General features: G+C 29.7%; 22 protein-coding genes and 1 other RNA gene. 5 read left to right on the top strand and 18 right to left on the bottom strand.

Features of this window, described 5'->3' with window-relative positions; genetic code table 11:
* The 9 genes from FOC48_RS02525 to ssrA form a co-directional block, all read right to left on the bottom strand.
* Positions 1-1,305, bottom strand: a complete 1,305-nt coding sequence (locus FOC48_RS02525) for a thymidine phosphorylase (protein ID WP_003146396.1) — start codon at positions 1,303-1,305, stop codon at positions 1-3.
* Between the two features lie 56 nt (positions 1,306-1,361).
* Positions 1,362-1,910, bottom strand: coding sequence for a hypothetical protein (locus FOC48_RS02520; RefSeq protein ID WP_003146397.1), 549 nt, complete (start codon positions 1,908-1,910; stop codon positions 1,362-1,364).
* Positions 1,911-1,927: 17 nt separating this feature from the next.
* A complete protein-coding gene (locus FOC48_RS02515) occupies positions 1,928-2,260 on the bottom strand; it encodes a hypothetical protein (RefSeq protein ID WP_003146399.1) in 333 nt (110 codons plus the stop codon).
* Complete coding sequence (locus tag FOC48_RS02510; protein WP_003146402.1) at positions 2,257-2,736, bottom strand: crotonobetainyl-CoA--carnitine CoA-transferase; 480 nt, start codon at positions 2,734-2,736, stop codon at positions 2,257-2,259. Before FOC48_RS02510 ends, FOC48_RS02515 begins: the two co-directional genes overlap by 4 nt.
* Positions 2,737-2,759: 23 nt before the next feature.
* Entirely contained in the window at positions 2,760-3,749 is a 990-nt protein-coding gene (floA, locus tag FOC48_RS02505; RefSeq protein ID WP_003146403.1) for a flotillin-like protein FloA, read from the bottom strand.
* Between the two features lie 21 nt (positions 3,750-3,770).
* On the bottom strand, positions 3,771-4,394 hold the full coding sequence (locus FOC48_RS02500) for an NfeD family protein (RefSeq protein WP_003146404.1): 624 nt from the start codon (positions 4,392-4,394) through the stop codon (positions 3,771-3,773).
* 6 nt (positions 4,395-4,400) lie between these two features.
* Complete coding sequence (locus FOC48_RS02495; RefSeq protein WP_003146406.1) at positions 4,401-5,120, bottom strand: MBL fold metallo-hydrolase; 720 nt, start codon at positions 5,118-5,120, stop codon at positions 4,401-4,403.
* Between the two features lie 138 nt (positions 5,121-5,258).
* Positions 5,259-5,504 (bottom strand): hypothetical protein, encoded by a 246-nt coding sequence (locus FOC48_RS02490; protein ID WP_003146408.1) that lies wholly within the window; start codon positions 5,502-5,504, stop codon positions 5,259-5,261.
* Positions 5,505-5,733: 229 nt separating this feature from the next.
* Positions 5,734-6,090, bottom strand: a transfer-messenger RNA (tmRNA) gene (gene ssrA, locus FOC48_RS02485).
* Between the two features lie 151 nt (positions 6,091-6,241).
* On the opposite strand from ssrA, the gene FOC48_RS02480 reads away from it, so the two are divergent.
* Positions 6,242-7,489, top strand: coding sequence for a replication-associated recombination protein A (locus FOC48_RS02480; RefSeq protein WP_003146409.1), 1,248 nt, complete (start codon positions 6,242-6,244; stop codon positions 7,487-7,489).
* Between the two features lie 178 nt (positions 7,490-7,667).
* On the opposite strand, the gene murB is transcribed toward FOC48_RS02480, so the two are convergent.
* From murB to FOC48_RS02450, 6 genes are all read right to left on the bottom strand, one after another.
* On the bottom strand, positions 7,668-8,570 hold the full coding sequence (gene murB / locus FOC48_RS02475; RefSeq protein WP_003146410.1) for a UDP-N-acetylmuramate dehydrogenase: 903 nt from the start codon (positions 8,568-8,570) through the stop codon (positions 7,668-7,670).
* Entirely contained in the window at positions 8,563-9,084 is a 522-nt protein-coding gene (locus tag FOC48_RS02470; protein ID WP_003146412.1) for a GrpB family protein, read from the bottom strand. The genes murB and FOC48_RS02470 overlap by 8 nt, the downstream gene beginning before the upstream one ends.
* Before the next feature lie 134 nt (positions 9,085-9,218).
* Positions 9,219-9,782 carry a DNA-3-methyladenine glycosylase I gene (locus tag FOC48_RS02465; protein ID WP_003146414.1) on the bottom strand — a complete coding sequence of 188 codons (564 nt, stop codon included), beginning with the start codon at positions 9,780-9,782 and terminating at the stop codon, positions 9,219-9,221.
* Positions 9,775-13,326 (bottom strand): transcription-repair coupling factor, encoded by a 3,552-nt coding sequence (mfd, locus tag FOC48_RS02460; protein WP_003146416.1) that lies wholly within the window; start codon positions 13,324-13,326, stop codon positions 9,775-9,777. Before mfd ends, FOC48_RS02465 begins: the two co-directional genes overlap by 8 nt.
* Positions 13,327-13,547: 221 nt before the next feature.
* On the bottom strand, positions 13,548-14,105 hold the full coding sequence (gene pth, locus FOC48_RS02455) for an aminoacyl-tRNA hydrolase (RefSeq protein WP_003146417.1): 558 nt from the start codon (positions 14,103-14,105) through the stop codon (positions 13,548-13,550).
* 96 nt (positions 14,106-14,201) lie between these two features.
* Positions 14,202-15,152, bottom strand: a complete 951-nt coding sequence (locus tag FOC48_RS02450) for a ribose-phosphate diphosphokinase (RefSeq protein ID WP_003146418.1) — start codon at positions 15,150-15,152, stop codon at positions 14,202-14,204.
* 519 nt (positions 15,153-15,671) lie between these two features.
* Between FOC48_RS02450 and glyA the strand changes: the two genes are divergently transcribed.
* The 4 genes from glyA to FOC48_RS02430 all read left to right on the top strand — a co-directional run bounded on the left by glyA (position 15,672) and on the right by FOC48_RS02430 (position 20,385).
* The gene (gene glyA / locus FOC48_RS02445) at positions 15,672-16,889 is read left to right on the top strand and encodes a serine hydroxymethyltransferase (RefSeq protein WP_003146419.1); all 1,218 of its coding nucleotides are present in this window, start codon (positions 15,672-15,674) and stop codon (positions 16,887-16,889) included.
* Between the two features lie 190 nt (positions 16,890-17,079).
* Positions 17,080-18,438 carry a guanine deaminase gene (gene guaD / locus FOC48_RS02440; RefSeq protein ID WP_003146420.1) on the top strand — a complete coding sequence of 453 codons (1,359 nt, stop codon included), beginning with the start codon at positions 17,080-17,082 and terminating at the stop codon, positions 18,436-18,438.
* 38 nt (positions 18,439-18,476) lie between these two features.
* On the top strand, positions 18,477-19,790 hold the full coding sequence (locus tag FOC48_RS02435; protein ID WP_003146422.1) for a uracil-xanthine permease family protein: 1,314 nt from the start codon (positions 18,477-18,479) through the stop codon (positions 19,788-19,790).
* A 124-nt stretch (positions 19,791-19,914) separates the two neighbouring features.
* Positions 19,915-20,385, top strand: a complete 471-nt coding sequence (locus tag FOC48_RS02430; RefSeq protein ID WP_003146424.1) for an S-ribosylhomocysteine lyase — start codon at positions 19,915-19,917, stop codon at positions 20,383-20,385.
* Positions 20,386-20,436: 51 nt separating this feature from the next.
* Here the strand turns inward: FOC48_RS02430 and FOC48_RS02425 are convergent, their stop codons facing one another.
* The 3 genes from FOC48_RS02425 to tgt form a co-directional block, all read right to left on the bottom strand.
* On the bottom strand, positions 20,437-24,072 hold the full coding sequence (locus FOC48_RS02425) for a Rib/alpha-like domain-containing protein (RefSeq protein WP_172497831.1): 3,636 nt from the start codon (positions 24,070-24,072) through the stop codon (positions 20,437-20,439).
* 376 nt (positions 24,073-24,448) lie between these two features.
* Entirely contained in the window at positions 24,449-24,712 is a 264-nt protein-coding gene (gene yajC / locus FOC48_RS02420) for a preprotein translocase subunit YajC (protein ID WP_003146429.1), read from the bottom strand.
* An 89-nt stretch (positions 24,713-24,801) separates the two neighbouring features.
* Positions 24,802-25,956 (bottom strand): tRNA guanosine(34) transglycosylase Tgt, encoded by a 1,155-nt coding sequence (tgt, locus tag FOC48_RS02415; protein ID WP_003146431.1) that lies wholly within the window; start codon positions 25,954-25,956, stop codon positions 24,802-24,804.
* Positions 25,957-25,976: the final 20 nt, after the last annotated feature.

The following is a 25,976-nucleotide window of genomic DNA, read 5'->3' as shown; positions in this document are numbered from 1 at the left end:
CTATTCTATAATTTCTAATATATTTTTAATATTTTCTATTTTTTCATTTCCGATAACATAAGCATCTAATAGCATATTTTTACTAGACTCTACATTCTTATCATCATTGTAATAAATTTCAGCGATAAGATCACCTTTTTCTACCTTATCTCCTACTTTTTTCTTAAGCTCTATTCCTACAGCATGATCTACTTCATCTTCTTTTGTTGCACGACCTGCACCTATTACCATAGCAGCTTTACCTACTTCTTCAGCTTTAATCTTAGTAACATATCCATCTTCTTGCGCAAATACTTCTAATACTGATTTTGGTGTTGGTAATAACTCATAATTATTTAATACTTCACCGTCTCCACCACTAAGTTCTATAAACTGTTTTAATAATTCTAAAGCACGACCATTATTAATAACTTCATCTATTTTTTCACTAGCTTCTTCGAATGTCTCCACTTCACCTTTATGTTTTAACGCTAGATAAACAATTTCATATACAACTTCCTTAAGATCACTTGACCAATTTCCTTTTAAAGCCTCGATACCTTCAATTATTTCATTAGCATTACCAATATTATATCCTAAAGGTTCTTCCATGTTAGTTAGTACTGCTATTGTTTTTCTTCCAACACTATTACCGATTTCTACCATTCGACGTGATAGTTCTCTTGCATCTTCAATAGTCTTCATGAAAGCACCATCTCCTACTTTAACATCAAGAATAATTAAATCTGATTGAATAGCTAATTTTTTACTCATAATACTACTAGCGATTAGTGGAATACTATCAACTGTTGCAGTAACATCACGTAAGGCATAGATTTTTTTATCTAATGGAACAATATTATCACTATAACCCATTAATCCAACTCCAGTTTTACTTGCAACTTCTACTAGCTCTTCTTTCGTTGTACTAAATTTAAAGTTTCTAATAGACTCAAATTTATCTATTGTCCCTCCTGTATGACCTAGACCTTTTCCTGAAAGCTTAGTTGTAGCCATTCCTACAGCTGATAAAATTGGTCCTAAAACAACTGTTACTTTATCTCCAACACCACCAGTAGAGTGCTTATCAACTAAATAATGATCTAAATCATCAAAGAAAATAGTATCTCCTGAATCTCTCATTGTTAATGTGAAGTTTGTAAGCTCATCTTTAGTCATATTATTAAAATATACTGACATTAAAAATGAACTCATCTGATAATCTGGAACTTTACCTGAAAGATATCCTTCCAGTAAAAACTCTATTTCGGCTTTCGTTAGCTCATTATTTTTTTTCTTTTTATCTATGATATCAACAACTCTCATAGCTAATCTCCTTATTTTTTATTAATTGAATTAGATAATATAATTACTTGATTCATCTAAAAATCATTACAATAAAAATTTGTCATTCTATATTTTTCGTTTTCAATATATATGTTATTAGAGATTTCTAATATCTGCAAACTTTTCTTATCTTTCAATATTTTATATAATTCTTTTTGATCTTTTTTACTATATACTATTTTATCACGAATCAAGTACATTTTGTAGCCTAATAATATTAATGTATAATTTTTGTACTTAAATAGCATGCAAAATAATAAATAAAAGATAAATACAAGTATGACTATTTTAAAAATTAATTGTACTTTTTGATTTATAATTAAGAATGTAATAATTATCATTAAAACTAAATAATAGTAATCTATTCCTTTTTGTTTAGAGAGTTCTTTCTTGCTGCAAACAAAGATATTTGTAGGTTTACTACTATTTTGAATAATTAAAGAAAAAATAGAAACTATTATTAATAGTGTAGTCAATAATATATCGTCCAAATCTTGTTTTACAAAGGTATAAATAAGTAAAACAAAATAAAGAGGCATAAATGAATAGATACAATAACTAATATAGTTAAATGATTTTTTCATCTTATACCTCCTATTTATTATCTTTTACTTTTTGGTTTAGACAAAATTTCAGAAAAAATTATATCATTAACAACTTTTTCTTTATTAAAAGTTAAAGAATTTGAAAATATTTCTTTTTCTCTATCTACTATAACTCTTTGTTTTTTCTCAAAAGATTTACGAGTTAGAGTTTGCTGATTTATTACAGGACTTTCTTTTTGCTGTTGAGCTTTAGACATGGTATTTTTTACCTTTGTCTTACTCTTCTTAACTTTCTTAATAGGCTCCTTTTTTGTTTTATTATTTTCTCTTACTTTATCAATAATAAATGAAACTAATAGAAAGATTAACGGGATGTATAAACTACTCATCTTCCCCTCCTAGAATTCCTATTAAGATACTCGTTAGCAATCAATCCACGAACTATATTTTCTTGTGTAAACTCTAATTTTTTTGAATTATCTTGAACAACATTAGTATTATCGAAATTTCTCTGCATTGAAAATTTATTTTTACCTCTATTATAATTTTCATTATAATATTGTTGATATTTATTTATAGATGTACTATCAACTTGTTGTTCATAAATATCTTCTTCGTATACTTGCTGATTACTTAATGAACTTTGTCTATTTCTTAAAGCATCAGAGTCTTTATCAGTAGCTTCTTTAATTCTTTTCATCTCTTCAACAGCCTTTAAAGCCTGTGCTCGAGCATTGTCTAATTCCATTTGTTTTGAATTATCTAAATTTTTTCTGTATCTTTTACTGTCAGAAGCAAAAACAATTACGAAAATAGCAAAAATTATGATAAATGTTATTGGTGCTGCGAAAATTAAAAATGACATTTCACATCCTCCTTTTTATCTAATTATTTACCTGCTCCTGTTTCAGGTTGTGACATACGTTTAATTGAATCTCTCATACCTGTATCAGCTTCTATATTTTTATAATTCATATAATCCATAATACCTAGATTACCTTGTTGGAAAGCTTTAGCCATAGCAAGTGGTAGTTCCGCTTCTGCTTCTACTACTTTTGCACGCATCTCTTGGATTCTTGCTTTCATTTCTTGTTCAGCTGCAACTGCCATTGCACGACGTTGTTCTGCTTTAGCTTGAGCGATGTTTTTATCAGCAATAGCTTGCTCAGTTTGTAAGTTAGCTCCGATATTTTGACCGATGTCAACATCCAAAATATCAATCGATAAGATTTCAAATGCAGTACCTGCATCTAAACCTTTATCTAAGATTGTTTTAGAAATACGATCAGGATTTTCTAAAACTACTGTATGTGATTCTGAAGAACCGATTGTTGAAACGATACCTTCACCTACACGGGCGATAACTGTTTCTTCTCCAGCTCCCCCTACTAAACGTTCAATGTTTGCACGAACAGTAATTCTAGCTTTCGCTTTAACTTCGATACCGTTAATTGCAACCCCAGCGATATATGGAGTTTCAATAACTTTCGGGTTAACACTCATTTGAACAGCTTGAAGAACATCACGTCCTGCTAAATCAATAGCTGCACAACGTTCAAAAGTTAAACTTACAATATTAGCTCTGTGAGCTGCGATTAGAGCATTAATTACTCTATCCACATTCCCCCCTGCTAAATAGTGACTTTCCAATTGATTAATAGTAACAGCTAACCCAGCTTTGTGAGCTTTAATCATTGGATTTATTACTCTACTTGGTATTACACGTCTTAATCTCATACCAACAAGTGTGAAGATACTTACCTTAACACCTGCGGCAATCGCACTAATCCAAAGACCAAGTGGAAAGAAAGTAAAGAATATTGATAGTACAATAAGTACTACTATCACGATAATACCTGAGAAAACTAATTCTGGCATAATACTACCTCCTTAAAATATTTATATTTTTTTAACTACTATACGCATTCCTTCAACACGTATAATTTCTATTTCATTACCTTTTTCTATAAAGTCTCCATCAGTTACTACATCCAATTTTTCATCGCCAAATACAGCGACGCCTGCCGGACGTAAATCTGTATATGCTTGAAGTTTCTTACCTACAAGTTCTAATCTACTTTCACTTGCTACATAGCCACCTTCTGTTGAGATAGCATCAGTTAATACAAGTCTATCTAGAAAAACCAACTTTTTATGGAAAACACTTCTATTTACATAATACAGTATAACTGCAAGTATTAGAGAAACTATTAAGATAAATGCAATATAATATGTTGATTTATTTACATAAATTATTGCATATACTACGGTAATGATACCTACAGTGCCCACTATTCCTCCTGGGACAAACATTTCAAGTCCTATTAAACAAAGTCCACCAATGAACAGCAATAGAACAAAAATACTAAGTCCTGTAGAATAAGAATGCAAGGCAATGTATGTCGCTAAACTAACTATTGACAATATTCCAAATAAATTAAATTTTCTTGAGAATAATTGCTGGCAGAAAGTTAATGACATAGTAATTAAAAGAATCCAATCGAGAGACATCATTAAATTCATATGTAATCACCTCATTTTTGTATATTCTTTTTCTAGATATTCTAGCAATTCCTCCCTTGTAAATATGTTTCCATGACCAGGAAGTGCATATTCAAAATCAAGAATTGATATTCTATCTATATAATCACGGAGCTTCTGCTTATTATATGCCATCGGTTTAGTATAATAGTTTTTAGCATGACTATCTCCTAAAAACAATAGTTTTTCCTCTGGAATATAAATTAAAAATGCATCATTAGAATGTGAGTTATCATTATATATACAATTTATTTTAACTCCACCAAGATTCAAATTGAAATCAGCCATTTTTGGCATATCTGGTATTCTAATTTTTATTTCATTATTTTCATAAACTCTTTTTATTACATCCGCACTATATTTTATTTCAGTTCCATCTTTTACCCTTTGATACAGACTCTCATCATCCCATTTAAGTTGTGATAACTCAATTAAAGAGTCTCTAGCTCTATCTGTAGAAATTACAGGAATATCTAGATAGGCCGCTCCAAAGCTATGATCCCAGTGATGATGGGTCAATATTACATAACTTGGCATCGGTAAATCATTTTCTTTTAATTCATTAAGAAAATTCTCTACTTGAATAGGACCATTCCCTGAATCTAACATTACAGAAAAATATTCACCTTTTAAATAACCAAGTGTCGGTTCTAAATACATATATCGTTGTTTTGTATAATAAAATCTATCTGAAAATTTAATTAGCATCCTTTTTACTTCCTTTTGATTATAGTTACATTATAGCATACCTAATAACTATTTACAAACCAACATTACTAAATAAACAGCTACAACTAAAACCTTTATAAATTTTAGTTACAGCTGTTTTTAAAAAAATTTTTTTTACTAAAATAGAGCTAATCCAACGAGATACAAATAATAGAAAATAAATCCTATTCCTACAATTAATGCTATTATATACAATAACCAAGTTACCAGGTAAAATGTATATCCTAGTGCTTTAACGATATTAGTTAATCCTAACCATAAATGTCTACCTATCGCTAAAAGAATAGAAATTACTCCACCTTCATAAACCTCATCTTGATTATCTAAATTAGTAAATTTAAACATTGATAATAATTTCATCATAATCACCTCCCCCTTTTGGTAATTTACTATTATCTCTATATTAATATTATAATATATATATATATATATTTCAAGCGGTTACAATTAGATTTTTGTAATAAAATTTGTCGAATTAACATATTATTAAGATATACAAAAAAGGAGACTCATAAATCTTTATTTTAAAGATCTTGAGTCTCGTTGACACAGTTTCTAACTGCGTACTTTTTATTTGAGATTAATCTCAATAGAATGGAGATGGCGGGATTTGAACCCGCGTCCAAAAATACCTCCCCTTAGCTTCTACATGTTTAGTTTACCTATTGAATTTAATTTTCCACTTAAGCCGATAAACAGGCAATGAAAAACGAGTTTGATTAATCTCTTATTTTTTTCTACAAACGGAAGAAAAAAATCGTAGACTGCTAAGAATGAACCGATTAGCTTTGTCACAGTCAAACAAAGTAATCAGCCTTTAGCTTATTAAGCTGCTAAAGCGTAATTTGTTTTTTCGCCAGTTATATTTAACTGATATGTTGTTAAAGGAGACAACCCTCCTACATGCTACCAAGAAGACTAGCATCCCTGTCGAATCCTAAACATCCCCTAATTGTGATTATTATATTTTACCATAAAATTGATATTATGTAAAATTTTATTATTTTCTAATACAACACGACTTCCAATTAAACTTACTAACAACAACCAATTCAATTATGATATAATTTATATTATAAAATAAAAACTAAGGAGGTACCATGGAAACACTTATCAATAAATTACGACCTAATAAAATTAGTGATATTATTGGTCAACATCATTTAATTGGAGATGGGAAAGTTCTCACTAAAATAGTAGAAAGCAAAAAAATGTTCTCATTTATTTTATATGGTCCCCCTGGAACAGGAAAAACTTCAATCGCTAATGCATTAGCTAATGAACTAGACTATAAATTTAAAATATTAAATGCTGTAAATTGTACGAAGAAAGATTTAACTGCAGTAATAGAAGAATCTAAAAGATTTAAAAAAGTAATTTTACTACTTGATGAATTTCATAGACTAACTAAACCTATGCAAGATATTCTACTTCCTGAAATCGAATTTGATAATATATACGTTATTGGATGCACAACAAATAACCCATATCATACTGTGAATCCTGCGATTAGATCACGTTTAATTATTTTCGAATTACAACAAGTTTCTAACGATGATATTTATGAATATCTAAAAAAAATATCAAACAATAAAGAAATATTCCCTAAAGAGTTGAATATAGAAGATGATGTATTTAAAACAATCGCTTTAAACTCTTCTGGTGATTTGAGATTTTCTTTAAATACTTTTGAAATTTTATATAATTTATCAAATGAAGGTGAAATTATCACAAAAGAGAAGCTATTAAACTTATCTCTAGGGAAATTCAAAGCCTATGATAAAGATGGTGATGCTTTTTATGATATTATTAGCGCTTTTCAAAAGTCTATACGTGGAAGTGATGTTGATGCTTCACTATACTATTTAGCACTACTGATAGATAGTGGCGATTTAGACACTATATATAGAAGAATGAGTGTTATAGCTTATGAAGACATCGGTCTTGCTAATCCAAATATCGGACCTTTTGTTCACGCCGCTATAGAAAGTGCGAAAATGCTTGGGTTACCTGAAGCAAGAATACCTTTAGCTAATGCGGTTATCCAACTAGCTCTATCATTAAAATCTAATAGTGCTTATATGGCAATCGACAATGCACTACATGAAACTAAAACAAATCCAAAATTTATTATTCCTGATCATCTAAGAGATGCACATTATTATGGTGCCGATAAACTTAATCGTGGTGTCGGCTATCAATATCCACATAGCCATCCTACAGGCTATATCAAGCAACAATATCTTCCTGATAACTTAGTAGGAAAAACATTTTACACACCAAAAATAAATAATAAAAATGAACAAAATCTCGCACAATATAAAAAATTTATAGATAATATGAAATAAAAAAAGGGCTAATCCAGCCCTGAAATTTAACAAAGTTCATATGTGAACTCATAGACGCAGTGGTTTATTGATATCTAAATTCGCTTTATAAAAGCTTTTTAGATATCTAATAAACTGTGCGAGGGTGACTTGACAAAATCGATTTCTCCGAAATCACGATTTTTGAGTCACTCCTTTTTTATTCACCTAATATTTTAACTTCACATTCAAGTTCAACACCAGAGTCTTCTAATACTTTTTGTTGAACTTCTTTAATTAAGTTTTTATAATCTTCACAAGTTGCCGAATCTATATTAACCATAAATCCTGCGTGTTTTTTCGAAACTTGGGCTCCACCTACAGTTAATCCTTGTAATCCTGCATCTTGAATTAATTTTCCTGCAAAGTAACCTTCTGGTCGTTTAAATACAGATCCACATGAAGGGTATTCTAAAGGTTGTTTATCTGAGCGCATTTTATTTAATTCTTCTACTTTAGAAATAATTTCTTCTTTATTTCCTTTTTTCATTTGGAAATACACTCTAGAAATGATTTCTTTAGTTTCTTGAATTAAAGAATGTCTATATGAAAATTCCATTTGTTCATTAGTATATATTTTCTTTTCACCATCTCTAGTGAAAACTTCAACTTTTTGAACAACTTCCTTCATCTCACCACCATATGCTCCAGCATTCATGAAGATTGCTCCACCAACACTTCCTGGAATACCACATGAAAACTCAAGATTAGTTAAGCTATTTTCAATACAAAAATCTGTAAGTTCTTTTAACGTTAATCCTGCATAACAAGAAATAACATCACCGTCTAATAATTCAATCTTATTCATATCACTAGTAATTGCTACAATTCCTGCAATACCATTATCAGAAATTAATACGTTTGAACCATTTCCTAAAATAGTTAGTTCTATGTTATTTTCATTACTATATTTAATAATATTTTGTAAATCTTGTTCATTTGTTATTTTTACTAAAACTTCTGCGTTCCCACCAGTTTTCGTAAAACTATATTTTCTTAGAGGTTCATTATATAGTACTTCGCTATTTTGAAGAATCTCCTCAATATTGTTTATTTTAATCATTATTTTCAATCCTTTTTAACATATCATTTATAAATATTACTTTTTTCGTTGAATAATCTTTAAACGAAAGTTCTTTATTACTATTTTTAAATGAATTATATTCATTTTTTAAAACTTCATCATTAAAAATTTCTTTAGTTTTTATAAAATCTTTATGTATTTCCGTATCACGTTGCACTACATTTAATACAACATCATAGCTCATGGTTAGATAATTGGTAATTCTAGCATATTTTATTACACCTTTTGTTCCATTATGAGCTATTCTATGATAACCGATATTATTTAATCTTTTCTCATCAAATGTTGTTATCTCATGTAAATTTTCTACAACAACAAGTATATCAACAATCTTTTCCCCAAGCACCTGCTTAGTACTTGTAGCTCCTATATGCAAAAACTCACATTTAGGCATCTTGGGAATTTCTTGTATTTTTTTTACTTCTTCTAAAAATATTTCGACAAAAATTTTATTGTCTGTTATTTCTTCAATTTTAATAGTTCTCTTATCCATTTATAAAATCCAATCTTAAAATTAAACATACTTATATATTATAGACGGTATTTTCTATAAAGTAAAGTTATATCTAAATTAGACAAGTTAACTTATCAATTACAATATTCAAAATACCTATTTAATCAAATTTATTAACAACATTCTCTATAGCAAAAACATCCTTTTTCATGATCGTTTATCATTCCAATAGCCTGCATGTAACTATAAATTATCGTACTTCCTACAAAACTAAACCCTCTTTTTTTCATATCTTTACTTATTTTTATAGATAGTTCTGTTTCGCTCGGTGCATCTTTGTAGCTTTCTAATTTGTTATTGATTTTTTTATAATCTGTAAAACTCCAGATATATTTGTCAAAACTTCCAAATTCTTTTTGAACCTTAAGAAATGCTACAGCATTTTTTCTAACAGAATATATTTTCAATTTATTTCTAATTATACTAGCATCTTGTCTTAACGATTCTAGGTATTCATCAGTATAATTAGCACAAATACTATAATCAAAATTATCAAAAGCACGTTTGAAATTTTCTCGTTTCTTAAGTATTAATGACCAACTTAATCCAGCTTGCATTCCTTCTAGTATTAGATATTCAAATAACATTTGATCGTTATGAGTTTCTCTTCCCCATTCATTGTCATGATATTCAATATCTAATGGATCTTTCGCCCAAGGGCATCTATTTTTATTCATGTTCCCCCTCCAGATTATTGTTTACTAAAGCCAGCATTTCTCTTATGCGTCTAATACTATATCTTTCTTTTTTATCTATTTCAAGAAAGAATCCATCTTTTGCAACTATACGTGTATCCTTATGCGGCGTTAAAGCTGTAAATAGTTCTTTTCCTTTAAGACTGTTCATAATGTCTTTATCAAAAGTTACAACTACTTTATTGGCTAACTCTTTAATGCTAGTCACCATAGTATTTTTCGCCATAACTTTCAAATAACATATATCTATTAAGTTATTAACTTCTTCTCCAAAATCAGAGAATCTATCAATTAAATCTTCAACAATGCTATCTATCTCCTCATCACTAACTACATTATTTAATCTCTTATAGAAATCTATTTTATCTGCATCACTAGTAATATACTCTTTTGGAATAAAGGCATCAACATTAAGTTTAATTTCTAGATCATCTGTCTTGACTTCAAAAATATCTTTCTTAATTTTCGGAGCAGCTTCTTTAATTATATTCTCATAGTAACTAACATCTTGTGTTCGATCTTGTTCTAATAATGGTTCTAAAATTCCTTTTTTCTCTTGAATTTCTTGTTCTAACATTTGAGAATACAATGTATAACCTACTGAATCAATGAAACCATGCTGTCTTCCCCCAAGTACATCACCTGCACCTCTAATAGATAAATCTTGCATAGCAATTTTAAAACCACTACCTAAAGATGTAAAGTTTTTAATTGCAGATAATCTCTTCTCTGAGTTCTCAGTTAACGACTTAAACGGTTCATACATCAAGTATGCATAAGCTTCTCTACTACTACGTCCAACACGACCACGAAGTTGATACAATTGACTTAATCCAAAACGATCTGCATCTTCAACTATTAAAGTATTTACGTTTGAAATATCAATACCTGTTTCAATAATTGTCGTCGATATTAACATATCATATTTTCTATCTATAACGTCAGACATAATATTTTCAAGTTCTCTTTGACTCATTCTACCATGTGCATATGCTATGTTTATATCAGGCAATAATCGTTTTAGCTCTAGATATTTTTCATCAATAGTTTCTACTCTATTATAAACATAAAACACCTGCCCTCCACGATTAATCTCATTCATAACCGCTTCTTTTATAACCATTTTATTTTGGGCTGTTACAAAAGTTTGAATTGGTTGACGTTCTCTTGGAGGTGTCTCAATCACCGATAAATCTCTAATACCAATTAAACTCATATGTAATGTTCTAGGAATTGGCGTTGCACTAAGGGTAAGAACATCTACTGTATTTTTAAGGTGTTTAATTTTTTCTTTATGTTTAACTCCAAAACGTTGCTCTTCATCTATAATTAATAAACCTAAATCTTTGTATTTAAATTTGTCATTTAATAGTTTATGAGTTCCAACAATTATATCAATTTTACCTTCTTCAAGTTTTTTACAAATTTCAGTAATATCTTTTGCAGATTTAAATCTACTTACTACTTCTATATTTACTGGGAAATTCGCAAATCTACTTACAAAGTTATCATAGTGTTGTTCAGCAAGTAGCGTTGTCGGAACTAATACTGCAACTTGCTTATTATCAGTAACTGCTTTAAACGCAACCCTCATCGCTACCTCTGTTTTACCGAAACCAACATCACCACATAGGAGTCTATCCATCGGACGTTGTTTTTCCATATCCCTTTTAATTTCTTCAGTAGCTTTAACCTGATCATCCGTTGGTGTATATGCAAAATCAGCTTCAAATTCAGACTGCATACTTCCATCTAAGCTATACGCATAACCTGAACTTAATTCTCGTTTAATATATAACTTAATAAGATCTTCCGATATATCCTCGATTTCTTTACGGACTCTACTTTTAGTCTTCTGCCAGTTTTTTGTACCAAGTTTATTTAATGCTGGTTTTCTATTATCGGTAGAAGCGGTATATTTTTGGATGTAGTTCATATTATTTATATCTACATATATTATATCACCACCATCATAGACAATCTTCAAGAAGTCTTTATATACTCCACCAACTTCAACATTCTCTATACCTTCGTATAGTCCTATCCCGTGACTAACATGAACGATATAATCACCAACATTTAGTTCTTGGTAATTTCTAATTTTTTCTGAGTTTGTGTATTTAAATTTTACGCGACGTTTTTTTCTTTCTTCTTCAGTAAAAAGTTCACGTGGGGTAAGTAAAAATATTTTATTCTTCCTATCCTCTAATCCTTTTAGATGATACTTGTTCACATCAATGAAGATTTTCCCTTCTTTAACACCATAATAAATATCATCATAGAAGTAATTGTCGAATAAAACTTTTTCAACATAATCCTTTTGTTTTTGTGTATTTAACGAAATAATTACCTTATAATTATCCATTAATTTTTCACGTATTTCCTTAGCTAAATATTCTTCACTTGAGTAATAAGCCAAATCAATTATATCTAAATTATAGTTTTTTTCTATAATTTTATCATTAAGCTTTAAGGTAGATAAATAGAATTTTCTTACATCTAAGTTTTGAATTTTTTCAAAAGCTACATTATCTATTACATCTTGATATATATAATTTCTATTCATCTCTTGAAGACTTGTTAAAAAGTATTCTCGTAGTCCTTCTATTTTTTCTAAGATTTTATGATAATTGTCATAGAAAATTATAGTATCATCTGTTAAATAGTCGGCAATACTATATGTATTTTCATAAACTAAATTCGAAAAACTTTCTAAATCGCTAAAATCACCAGTTGCTTTATAAATTTCAATTTTTTCTTGAAGATAGGTACTAATCTCTTGGTAATTTTCTTCTTCTCTTAATTTTGTATCGTTTAACTTAGTAAGTATTCTCTCAACAACTACATCTTTTTCTTCAGATGTAAGGAAAAAATCACTTGTAGGATAAATAACACCACTATCTATTTTTTCTAATGACCTTTGTGTAAGTTCATCAAAAGTTCTCATACTATCAAGTTCATCATCAAAAAAATCTAACCTAATAGGCTTCTCACTTAGAGGGCTAAAAATATCAACTATACTCCCCCTTTTTGAAAACTCTCCCACTACATCGACAGTTTCAACACGACGATACCCCATATTAACTAGTTTTTTCTGTAATTCATCAAAACTAATAACAGTTTCTTCATTAATCTCAAAGCTATTATTTTTAAAATCACTAGGATTTTTTACAGTTCTATAGATAGCTTCAATCGGTACAATTACAATACTTTGAATATTATGTACAAGATTTTCAAGAACTTTAATAGAGTTCTGCACTAAATCATTACTTTTAGAAGTGTGACGTTTTAATATATCAATTTCTGGATAAATATATGTTTCACCTTCAAAATCATTTAAAATAGCGAACAATTCTTCAGCTTCTGCTTTGCTTTGTGATAACACTACAATTGTCTTACCACTATTTTTATATTCGTTATATATTTCTAAAGCACGTGTTGTTAAATTTTGTCCATATACACCTATATTTTTATTCTTTTTATCAAATTGCAAATTAACAATTTCCAAAAGACTATCTTTTATCATATACGCTCCTTTCTACAACAAATAGCAGCAAAATGGGAGTGATTCAAAAATCACGATTTCAGAAAAATCGATTTTATTGAGACTCCACTTAGGTTATTAGTTATCCAACATACTTTTTTGAAGAATATTTAGATATCTATAGTCCACTTCGTCTATAAATTCACATATAAACTTTTTGAAACATAGTGCTTCTGGGACGGTACCTTTTGCTGCGATTATTTTTAATTATATTTATTCATTAAATCTACGAAACTCATTTTTGAGAAATCTTCAATACAGTTTACACTCTTAGAATAAATTTTTTCAATTTCACTCATTTCGTCTTTTGAGAATCTTCCTAAGACATAATCAACTACCTTCATCGGCGGTGTTGGTCTATCTATTCCAATTTTCAATCTATTGAATTTCTCTGTTCCTAAGTGGCTTATAATACTCTTAATACCATTATGGCCTCCACTACTTCCCTTAGCTTTTAATTTAAAGTTTGCAGTTTTTGTATCTAAATCGTCATAAATTATTAATATATCTTCAATATCGATTTCAAAATAATCGTAAAACTTACCTACCGCTTCTCCTGAAAGATTCATATAAGTTGTTGGCTTTACTAATAAATATTTAATTCCATTGTGATATGCTATAGCATATTCAGCGTTAAATTTTGTTTTATCAAAACTTACATTCCAAGATTTAGCTAGTTCATCAAGTACCATAAATCCGATATTATGTCTTGTATTTTCATATTGTTTACCTGGATTTCCTAATCCAACTATTAATTTCATAAATTATCCTCACTTTACTTTTTTTACTATCGAATATACGACTTAAAGAAGGCAACGGACACCGCTGCCTTCTTTAAAGATTAATTTAATTAATTATTATTCAAAAAGAACACTTACAGGTTCGTTATTGTGGATTTTGTAAATTGCTTTAGCAATTAAATCACCTACACATAACGGTACCATTTTATCTAATTTTTTCTCTTCTGGTATATCAATTGTGTTAGCATATACTAGTTCTTTAATTGGAGAATTTTCAATTCTATCTAATGCTTGTCCACTAAGTACAGCATGTGAGCAACTTGCATAAACTTCTTTTGCTCCTCTATCTTTAAGTGCTTGAGCACCTAAAGTAATTGTTCCTGCTGTATCAATAATATCATCTATTAGGATACAAGTTTTCCCTTCAATGTTACCTACGATATTCATAACTTCAGCAACATTTGGTTTTGGTCTTCTCTTATCGATAATTGCAATTGGCGTATTTAATGCATCTGCTAATTTTCTAGCACGAGTTACACCACCGTGGTCTGGTGATACGACAACAACCTCTTCCATATCTGGAAGTTTTTCTTTGAAATATTTCGCAATAATTGGTACACACATAAGGTGATCAACTGGAATATCAAAGAATCCTTGAATTTGAAGTGCGTGAAGATCTAATGCAATTACACGATCTGCCCCAGCTACTTCTAATAAGTTAGCTACTAATTTTGCTGTGATTGGTTCACGACTTCTTGCTTTTCTGTCTTGACGTGCATATCCATAATAAGGGATTACAACGTTAATAGTGTCCACTGACGCACGTTTAAGTGCATCTATCATAATTAATAAAGTCATTAAATTGTCATTTACAGGACCACTAGTTGATTGTAGTACAAAAACTTCACTACCACGTACACTTTCCTCTATATTAATTGAAACCTCTCCGTCACTGAATTTTTTTACACTACATTTACTTAATTCTACTCCTAGTGACTTCGCTACTTGTTTTGCTAATGGAATGTTAGCATTTAATGAAAACAGCTTTAATGGTTTATCTACAAGCATATTAAACTTTTCTCCTTAAAATTTGGTTCGATAGTAATACAGATGTATTCCGTTAATTATTATAGCATAAATATTTGATAATTTCTACTGTTATCAAGTATAGACCAATTAAAATTCACTAAATTTTTTACTATTTACATATGTTCCTCTTTCTATAGAACTATACTATTATATATTTTATTCATATCCCCTTTCAATCTTTCAAATAATTCACAATCTGTACTAGTGATTTTAATTTTTTTACTTATTTTACATATAATGTTCGCATTTTTACATCATCAATTAAATTTTTTAATAATTTTGACTATTTTTTCCATTTTCTAGTTTATTTATTTTTGATACTATGCTATTATTATAAGACAAAGAATAACAACTAATTTATAAATATTTATTTTTAAAAACTAGAACTATTTTTTAGTTAACATAGTTTCTAATAAACATACATTTATTTATAAGTTTATATTTATAAAATTATAAATCTCAGTTATTCTAAAAAAATATAAAACAAGGAGAATCATTATGGATAAAATTTTTGAATTAATTGAAAAAGAACAACATAGACAAGATACTAATATTGAGCTTATTGCTAGTGAAAACTTTGTTTCTAAAGATATACTAAAAGCTACTGGGAGTATTTTAACAAACAAATATGCTGAAGGATATCCTGGAAAAAGATATTACGATGGTTGTGAGATTGTTGATGAAATCGAAACACTTGCAATTGAGAGACTTAAAGAACTTTACGATGCTAAATTCGTGAATGTTCAAGCACACTCAGGATCAAGTGCAAATATTGCTGTATATCTATCTCTACTGACACCAGGAGATACTGTTTTAGGAATGAGTATGGATGCTGGTGGACACTTGACTCATGGTAGTAAAGTAAACTTCTCTGGAAAATTATTCAACGCTGTTTCATATGGTGTAACTAAAGACACTCACTTAATAGATTATGATGAAGTACTACGTATCGCAAAAGAACATAAGCCTAAAATGATTATTGCTGGTTCAAGTGCATACTCTCGTATTATTAACTTTGCAAAATTTAGAGAAATCGCTGATGAGGTTGGTGCTTATTTATTAGTTGATATGGCTCACATCGCCGGTCTTGTTGCTGCTGGATTACATCCTAATCCAGTGCCTTATGCTGATGTAGTTACATCTACTACACACAAAACACTAAGAGGTCCACGTGGAGGAATCATCCTTACTAATAACGAGGAAATCGCAGTAAAAATAAATAAAATGATTTTCCCAGGAGCTCAAGGTGGCCCATTAGAACACGTTGTTGCTGCAAAAGCAATTTGTTTTGGAGAAGCTCTTAAACCTGAATTCAAAGTATATCAACAACAAGTAGTTAAAAATATGAAGGCTATGGTTGAAGCATTTAAAGCTAACAATATTCCGGTAGTTTCAAATGGTAGTGATAACCACCTGTGTCTAGTTGATACATATTCTACTTATAATGTAACTGGTCATGATGCAAGTGATTTATTAAGTAAAGCACACATTACATGTAATAAAAATGGTATTCCATTTGATACATTACCTCCGATGAAAACTAGTGGTTTACGTCTAGGTGCTGCAGCAATGACTACTAAAGGATACGTAGAAGAAGATTTTGTTGAAATTACAAATATCATTTGTGATTTACTAAAAAATGGAGAAAGCTATTTGGAAAAAGCTCAAGAAAGAGTAACTGCATTAGTTTCTAAAGAAAGAAAAGAATTTAGATAACAATATGATATAATAATTTTTAAAACGACGAAGAAAACGCTCTTCGTCGTTTTTTTACGAACTTTATACTTTAATCCAGCAATTAATAGTTCGTTTATTTTAAATTAATTTTAGTATATTATATTTTTTTATTGACAACGTTCGTTTTCTGTGTTATATTTATAAAAATTCTTTAGGAGAAATTAATATTATGAATAACAAAAAAATAATCAAAGCCTCTCTTTTCCATAGTCCTAAATACGGAGAAATCGAGTTTTTAAAACAGGCGATAATATTTATTACAGATAATGGAATCATTTCTAAAATTGTTAAACAAGAAGATGAAAACTATCAACAAATATTAAATCAATACTCACATGAAAGTAACTTTTTTGATTTTAAAGATAAAGTTCTTTTACCTGGTTTTATCGATTTGCACATCCATGCACCTCAATGGCCACAAGCTGGTCTCGCATTAGATGATGAATTAAGTTATTGGTTACATAATTTCACGTTTCCTTTAGAATCTAAATATAAAGATATCAATTATGCTAGAGAAGTGTATACCGATTTAGTTAAAACATTATTAGCAAATGGCACTACTTCAGCAATGTATTTTGGAACTATTCATAATGAAGCTACTTTGGAATTAGCGAAAATTTGTGCTAATTTAGGTCAAAGAGGCTTTGTAGGAAAAGTCGTTATGGATGATAAAAATATGAATCCTGACTTTTACCGTGATAATAGTACAAAAGAAGCTATTGAAAATACTGAGAAGATTATTAATGATGTGTATAATCTTTCAAAAGATGTTCCTCAAGGTGTATATCCAGTAATTACTCCTCGTTTTGTTCCAAGTTGCACAGACGATGCTCTTTTAGAGTTAGGAAAATTAGCAAAAAAATATGATTGCTATATTCAAAGTCATTGTAGTGAAAGTGATTGGGAACACAATTTTGTTTTCGAACGTTTTGGAAAAAGAGATACCGAAGTTTTAGATCATTTTGGTCTATTAACTGACAAATCAATAATGGCTCACGGCAACTTTGTTAATTCTGATGACGTAAAGATCTTTAATCATAGAAAATCATCAGTTTGCCATTGTCCTATCTCAAATTCTTATTTCGCCAATGCAGTGTTACCTGTTAATAAACTAAAAAAAGAAGGCTTAAATATCTGCTTAGGTACTGATATTTCTGGTGGATTCTCCCCTAGTCTTTATGACAATATAAAGCATACAGTCATGGTTAGTAGAATGCTAAATGACGGAGTCGATAATAAACTAGATGCTAATAATCGCGGTACTCATGATTCGAAAGTTAGTGTATTTGAAGCATTCTATCTTGCTACTACAGGTGGAGGAGAAGCATTGAAATTACCACTTGGTCTTTTTAAAGAAGGTTACATTTGTGATTTCCAAGTAATTGATATCAATACACCTAACAATAAACTTCCTAATTATTTAGATAATGAAGAAGATAAACATCTTCTTCAAAAGATATTATATCTTTCTACTTCAGAAAATATCCGTGAAGTTTGGGTTCAAGGTAAACAAATTCTTAAAAAATAGTAAAATTAAATTTAACATAAGGAGAAAAAAAAGTTTTTATGTCAAAAAATAAAAATCATTTAACAATAGGAGTTGAAGAAAATATTCCATTTTCACAATCCCTAATTTTAGGTTTACAACACGTCTTAGCTATGGACGTTTATGTACCGCCTTTTATATTAGCAACAGCTATTGCATTATCACCTGGTGATGCTACTGGTTTAATTCAGTCTACTTTCTTAGGAGCTGGGATTGCCTCATTAATTCAAGTTTTATTCTATTTAAAACTACCTGTATGTCAAGGTCCATCATTTATTCCCCTAGGTGCTATTATTGGTATCTATATGGGGACTAAAAACCTTGGTACTGTTTTAGGAGCTAGTATTGTTGGTGCGATTTTAGTTATCTTACTTGGATATTCTGGTATTTATAAATATATAGTAAAAAATTACATACCTTCTATCGTTAGTGGAACAATAATTATGATCGTAGGATTAACTTTACTTCCTTCAGCATTTGTAAGTAATATCTACATTGAAGGTAACGGTCTTACTATGAAACAAAATGTATTATTAGCATTTATAACAGCAGCTTCATTAATACTATTTTCTACATTTGGAAATTATGTCGATAAATTCAAAAGAATTTTCCAAATTTCTTCAGTAATTATCGCCTTAGCTATCGGTACATTTTCTGCATATTTAATGGGTGGTTTTAATACTCAAGGAATTAAGGATGCTAGCTTCTTCTCAATGCCGAAACTATTATTCTTAGATTACAATATACATTTTGAAATCTCTGCTATTATAACAATGATTATTATCTACATGGTACTCTTAGCTGAAACAACAGGAACCTGGTATGCGGTAAGTTCAGTTATTAACGAACCTTTAAGCGATACTCAAGTTAACAAAGGTGTAATCGGAGAAGGAATCGGATGTTTAGCAGCTGCTTTAGTTGGTGCAACTCCTGTTACTGGATACTCAACTAATGCTGGTATTATTTCTATTACTGGGGTTGCTAGTAGAAAAGTATTCGTTATGGCTTCTTTCTGGTTTATCGGACTATCATTCTTAGGTAAACTTTCTGCAATTATTAATTCAATCCCTTCTGCAGTTATCGGTGGTGTATTCTCTGTAGTTTGTATCATCATCTTACTAAACGGATTCAGAGTGGTTAAAAATTTAGACTTCTCTGAAAGAGAATTATACATTATCGGAGTACCATTAATGTTTACAATTGGATTATTATTCATTCCAGCAGAATTAAAAGCTAGCGCTCCACAATTATTACAATATCTAATAGGTTCTCCTATTGCTGTTGGTGCAATTGTAGCGATTATTATGAATAAACTTATTCCTTTAGAAAAATAATTCTTAAATGGAGGGACTTAAAATCACTATTTTTGAGTCTCTCCATTTCTTATTAATTTTATATTCATCAAAAATATAGTATAATTATAACTGCTAATAAAATTAAAGAAATGGAGAAGCATAGATGACTGAGAAGATAATGAATGTTGAAAGTTTCAACCTAGATCACACTAAAGTTGTTGCACCTTATATTAGGTTAGTTGGGGTTTATTCTGGAGATAATGGAGACAAAATTTATAAATATGACATTAGATTCTGTCAACCAAACAAGGAACATCTAGAAATGCCAAACCTTCACTCTTTAGAACATTTAATCGCTGAATTAATCAGAAATCACCTTGATAATGTATTAGATTTCGGACCTATGGGATGCCAAACAGGATTCTACTTATCAGTAATTAACAATGATAGCTATGAAGAAGTTGAAGAAGCTCTAGCAAAAACACTAGAAGATGTTCTTGTTGCTACTGAAGTACCAGCATGTAATGAAGTACAATGTGGTTGGGCTACATCTCACTCTTTAGAAGGTGCTCAAATGGAAGCTAAAAAATTCTTAGAAAAACGTTCAGAATGGAAAAACGTTTTTAGTAAATAATTTAAAATAAAAAATCAAACTGATATTTTTTACCAGTTTGATTTTTATTTTTTATCTGTTGTATTTTCTAATACCTAGAACTCCTATAATTAAACCTAACCCAGTTGCAATAGGAATTGTGTTTGAAGAATTTTCACCAGTTTTTGGAAGTATAGAACTTTGTTTGAAATTATTATTCGAAGATTCAAGTTTATAAACTTTAAAATTACTTCTAGAGTTTTCTCGGTTATTTCTTACAATATATTTTTCCTCAACAACCTGTGTTACTTCTTTTGGTTTAGAATTTAAGTATTTACTAAATGTAGTTATATTTTCTTGTTCATTTATTTTATTTGTAGTGCTCATCTCTTTCTTAGCATCTAATGAAATTTCTTTTGGTTTGGAATTTAAGTCTTTACTATTTATAGTTGTATTTTCTTGCTTATTTATTTTATTCGTAGCGCTTGTCTCTTTCTTAACATCTAATGAAATTTCTTTTGATTTATCCTTTTCATCACTTGGTGCAGTTTTACTAAAATCAACAATTGCGAATAAACTAAAATGGTTTATATTAAACTGGACTATTCCATTTTTAACTTCTGATGGAATTAATGTTAAACTTCCATTTTTTTCAACATGATAAATCTTTATCTCACTACTTTCATTTTCTAATAAAGCTATGCGAACTATTCTATCATTCTTAAGTTTGACTTCGTTATTATCTTTAGATAATTTTAAGTCTAATACCCTAATTTTATCTTTTTCTACAGATAATTCTTTACTAATCCTTTCTATTTGACTGCTATTTTCAATTTTTTTAACATTCAATGAAATATTATTGATATTAGATAACAACTCGACTTCCACACCAAGTTTTGAACTTTTTAGTAATTCAAGAGTGGCTTTAGGATTCTCCTCTCGTACTAGAGGCTCGCCTTTTTCTTCATGATATTCAGGTAACTCAGGTTGAACTAACGATTCACCTTTTTCACTTATCACTAGTTCTGGGTTCTCCTCTTGCACTAATGGCTCACCTTTCTCACTTATCACTAATTCTGGATTCTCTTCTTGTACCAGTGGTTCACCTTTTTCACTTATTACTAGCTCTGGATTCTCTTCTTGCACTAGTGGTTCGCCTTTTTCTGCATGAAATTCAGGTAACTCAGGTTGAACTAACGATTCACCTTTTTCACTTATTACTAGCTCTGGGTTCTCCTCTTGTACTAATGGTTCGCCCTTCTCGCTTATTACTAGCTCTGGATTCTCCTCTTGTACTAGTGGCTCGCCTTTTTCGCTTATTACTAGCTCTGGACTCTCTTCTTGTACTAGTGGCTCGCCTTTAGAATCTGTATAAACTCTAATAGGTACATTAACTATATCATTTGAACCATCAGAATATGTTACTCTTACCCTTGCATTGACATCTCCCAATTCTCCAAAATCTGTAGAATTTAGTATTTCATAATTTATATTTTGTGGAAGATTTTCTTTAACAATTTTATTAAATACATCATTTGTATTCAAACTACTTCCTTGATGTAATAATAATTTTTCATCATTTAAAAGCTTAGGTTCATATTTTCCTGCTTCTGTTAATTCTAAGGCAGTACGTGAATTTATAACACTCATTCCCAGTCCTGCTAGTTCTTTAGTAATATTATTAATAGTTAGCTGTGGGGAAAGTACATTCGAAATAGTAGCTTCCGCTTCTTTTAATTTTTCTGTTAAACTTAATTTTGCTAAATTATACTTTTCAGCTGTTATTTTAGTCTTATCAGATAAATCTACAACTGTTTCAACTAATTTTTGAGCAGCATTAACTACAGATATCAATTCTTTCTTATCCGCCTCGTTTACTGATATAGGAACATTAATATCATTACTACTATTATCGTCTAAATACTCAATTCTTACTGTAGCACGCTTCATACCCAAAGATGTCAATTCATCTTTATAGACTAATGATAACTTAGTATTAACTGGTAATAAATTTCTATTAACTTTATTAATTATGTCCTTATCTTTAAGTCTATCTCCTATCATAATAGATACAGGTCTATCATCAACTAAAGTTGGTAAAAATGTCTTACTCAATGTTCCCTTTTCTGGATCAATTACGCTTAGCTTGTTAATATTTTCATCTCTATACCCTACACCATCCATTCCTTGACGTTTTCCAAAATTAAAATCAGGATTTGTATTAACTCTGTTTTCAAAATATGATGTTGATGAATGAGCTCCTGCACTTTTACCTATACTAATTTTACTATCAGGCTGAAGATTCCCAGGGATTATATTATCATTATCAGTATAATAATTTTTTATCTTCCCACTCTTTGCAAGTGACTCAGTAATCTTTACATCATCCTTAGAAACTCCCCATAACCAACCACTCTTAACTTTTGGAGCGTTAAACGTATAAGTTTGTTTATACTTACCAAATTTTTCCTTTTCAGCCGTTGCTGTAGCTCTTAATGATAAATATCCACCTAGTGAATGTCCAGTGATATATAAATTAGTAATTGTACTATCATTTTTTATTTTTTTCATTAATTGAATAGCAGCTTCACTTTGGTTTGACTCATTTCCAAAGAATAATGCTAAATCTGCTTTCAAATCCCCTGCTTGTTTAACGTTTGTCCCTGCAAAAGCAAGAACTTGGATCTTATCTCCTTTTAAAAATGGAAAGTTATTAGTTGTTTCGAAAAGTACTGCGTCAAGACCATTATCTTGATGATATGTCTCTTTTACTTTCCAATATGGTCCAAGTTCATTAAAAGTCATCTTTTGGATATTATTTGAAAGTTTTTCTATTGGAGCTTGTTTATTAAGTATATCGTCTATTTTTTTATCATTTTCGTAAACTAAATTGATAAACATAGCCATATCCCTAGCAGATACATTCCATACTAGTTTATCTTTATCTACTTTATCGTTTAATCCATCTCCATCAGTATCAGCAAGTCTTGGATGAATATCATATCCAAGATATGTACGACCATCTTTTTTATAAATATATAATTCATCCTTATTTGCTATACCATCCCCATCATCATCACCATCTGGATCTAGTATTGCCTTTTTATAGATCAAACTATCATATTTACCACCTTCTAACCCAATATAACCTTTTGCTATGTCTTCAGCATATTTGCTAGTCAGTCTAGAAATTATTTTTGTTCCTTTTTCTACAGGTTCTACAGTATTTTCTACTTCTTCAGTTGTAACTTTATTTTCTTCTACATTTTTATTAATTATCTTAGTTAATAAGTCAGCAATATTACTACTATCATCTACTCGTTTGTCAATAACATTTAAATTACTATTTTGAGAATCTGAGCTTATTTCAACCTTTTTTTTATCTGTTTTCCCTATAAATTCAGTAGTTAAAGTTGAATCCGTAGCTATATTTTTATCTTCTGTATTTTTTTCACTTACTAAAGTTGTCGTACTATCATTAGAAATATTTTTAATCTCTTTAGCACTTTTATTTTCAATATTATCAGCTGTAGAAGTTGACTCTACATTTTTAGGAGTTTCCTGCACTATTGAATTATTATTATTATTATTATTTACACTACTTTCCTCATGTGCACTTGCTGTTCCACCTAAAAATACTAATGTACCAATAGCTACTGATGCTATACCAAAACTAAGTTTCTTTATTCCATATTTTACTATTTTTTTATCAATATTATTTTTAAACATATTCCCTCCAAGATACCATCTTAAATATATGTATTTAGAATTTAATTAACATTATTTTTAGTTAACTATATATCCTACATTGTTTAAGTATACACGAAAACATCAAATATAGCAAACTTAAATATTTATTTATTTTTATATTTATCGGTTTCGATAATGAAAGATATTTCTTACGTATCTAATTTATTTATTACACTATTTATTTAATTAGTAACTTTTACTTCTAATATCACCTTATTATAATGAAATCCGAAATTCCATAAATTATAATATTTCAAAATTATTAATATACTATGTACTTAACTTAACCCCTACTATTTAATAAAATTTTTTCAAAAAATAAGCGGATTATTAATATAATCCGCTTAAATATTTATTATTTTGCAACCAAGCTACGAATAGCATTACGATCTATTTCGATTTCTACTTTTGGTGCAATTCTTACTTTTACTGTTACTGTCCCTACTTCAACGATATCCCCGTAAATTCCAGCGAAAGTTACGATTCTATCTCCTTCTTTTAATGAATCTTGTAGAAGTTTCAATTCTTTATTTCTTTTAGATTGTGGTCTAATAATCATGAAGTACATGAATCCAAAAAGAAATACTATCATAATAATATTAATATATGAACCTTGCATGTTTTACCTCCGTTTATTTATAATATATGTTTATTCTACTATATACTTAGTAAAAAATAAACCTTTTCTATTCTTTTTTTATTAAATTGCTAGAAATTCTTAGGATTTTCTTGGTTTAATCCATATTTTTCAAAGAATTCTTCTTTGAAATCTAGTAATCTATCTTCTCTAATAGCTTGTCTAATATCTTTCATCATATTAATTAAGAAATGGATATTGTGTGTTGTTGCTAATCTCGCTCCAAAAATTTCATCAGCTTTAAATAAATGACGAAGATATGCTTTTGTATAATTTTTACAGCAGTAGCATGAACATTCTGGATCAAGTGGTGTAAAGTCCTCTGCATACTTAGCATTTTTCACTACAACACGTCCAGCAGATGTCATACATGTTCCATTACGTGCAATACGCGTAGGTAGCACACAGTCAAACATATCTACTCCTCTTAGTACTCCTTCAAATAGAGCATCAGGAGATCCTACTCCCATTAAATATCTAGCCTTATTAGCTGGTAATAAAGGTGTAACATGTTCTAAAACTCTATACATTTCATGTTTTGGTTCACCTACCGATAAACCTCCAATGGCATATCCTGGAAAATCCATACTTACTAGATCCTTAGCACTTTGTTCACGAAGATCATTGAACCCTGCACCTTGAACTATACCAAAAATACTTTGAGTTTTTGGATTTTTATGTGCTGCTAAACATCTTTCTGCCCAACGACTAGTTCTTTCCACTGATTGACGGATATATTTATAGTCGTGATTATAATCAGGACATTCATCGAAAGCCATCATTATGTCTGAACCTAAAGCATTTTGAATATGCATTGCTTTTTCAGGTGATAAGAATAATTTTTCTCCTGACAGGTGGTTTTTAAAATGAACTCCTTCTTCCTCGATTTTTCTCATTTCACTAAGAGAAAATACTTGGAATCCTCCTGAATCTGTTAGGATACTTCCATCCCAATTCATAAATTTGTGAAGTCCACCTGCTTTTTCAACAATTTCTTCACCAGGACGTAACCAAAGGTGATATGTATTTGATAAAATAATATCAGCCCCCATACCTTTTACTTCTTCTGGTGACATTGCTTTTACTGTAGCTTGTGTCCCAACCGGCATAAATACTGGTGTTTCGAAGCTACCGTGTGGTGTATGAACAATACCTAATCTTGCCCCAGACTGTTTACATGTTTTTATATGTTCATACCAAACTGCATTTTCTTTTACATCTCTCATATAAAAATTTCCTTTCAATA

It is taken from the genome of Gemella haemolysans (assembly GCF_012273215.1).
GTDB lineage: Bacteria > Bacillota > Bacilli > Staphylococcales > Gemellaceae > Gemella > Gemella haemolysans_A.
Note: the sequence above shows the minus strand (reverse complement) of the source record. Positions and strands in the feature narration are given on the sequence as shown.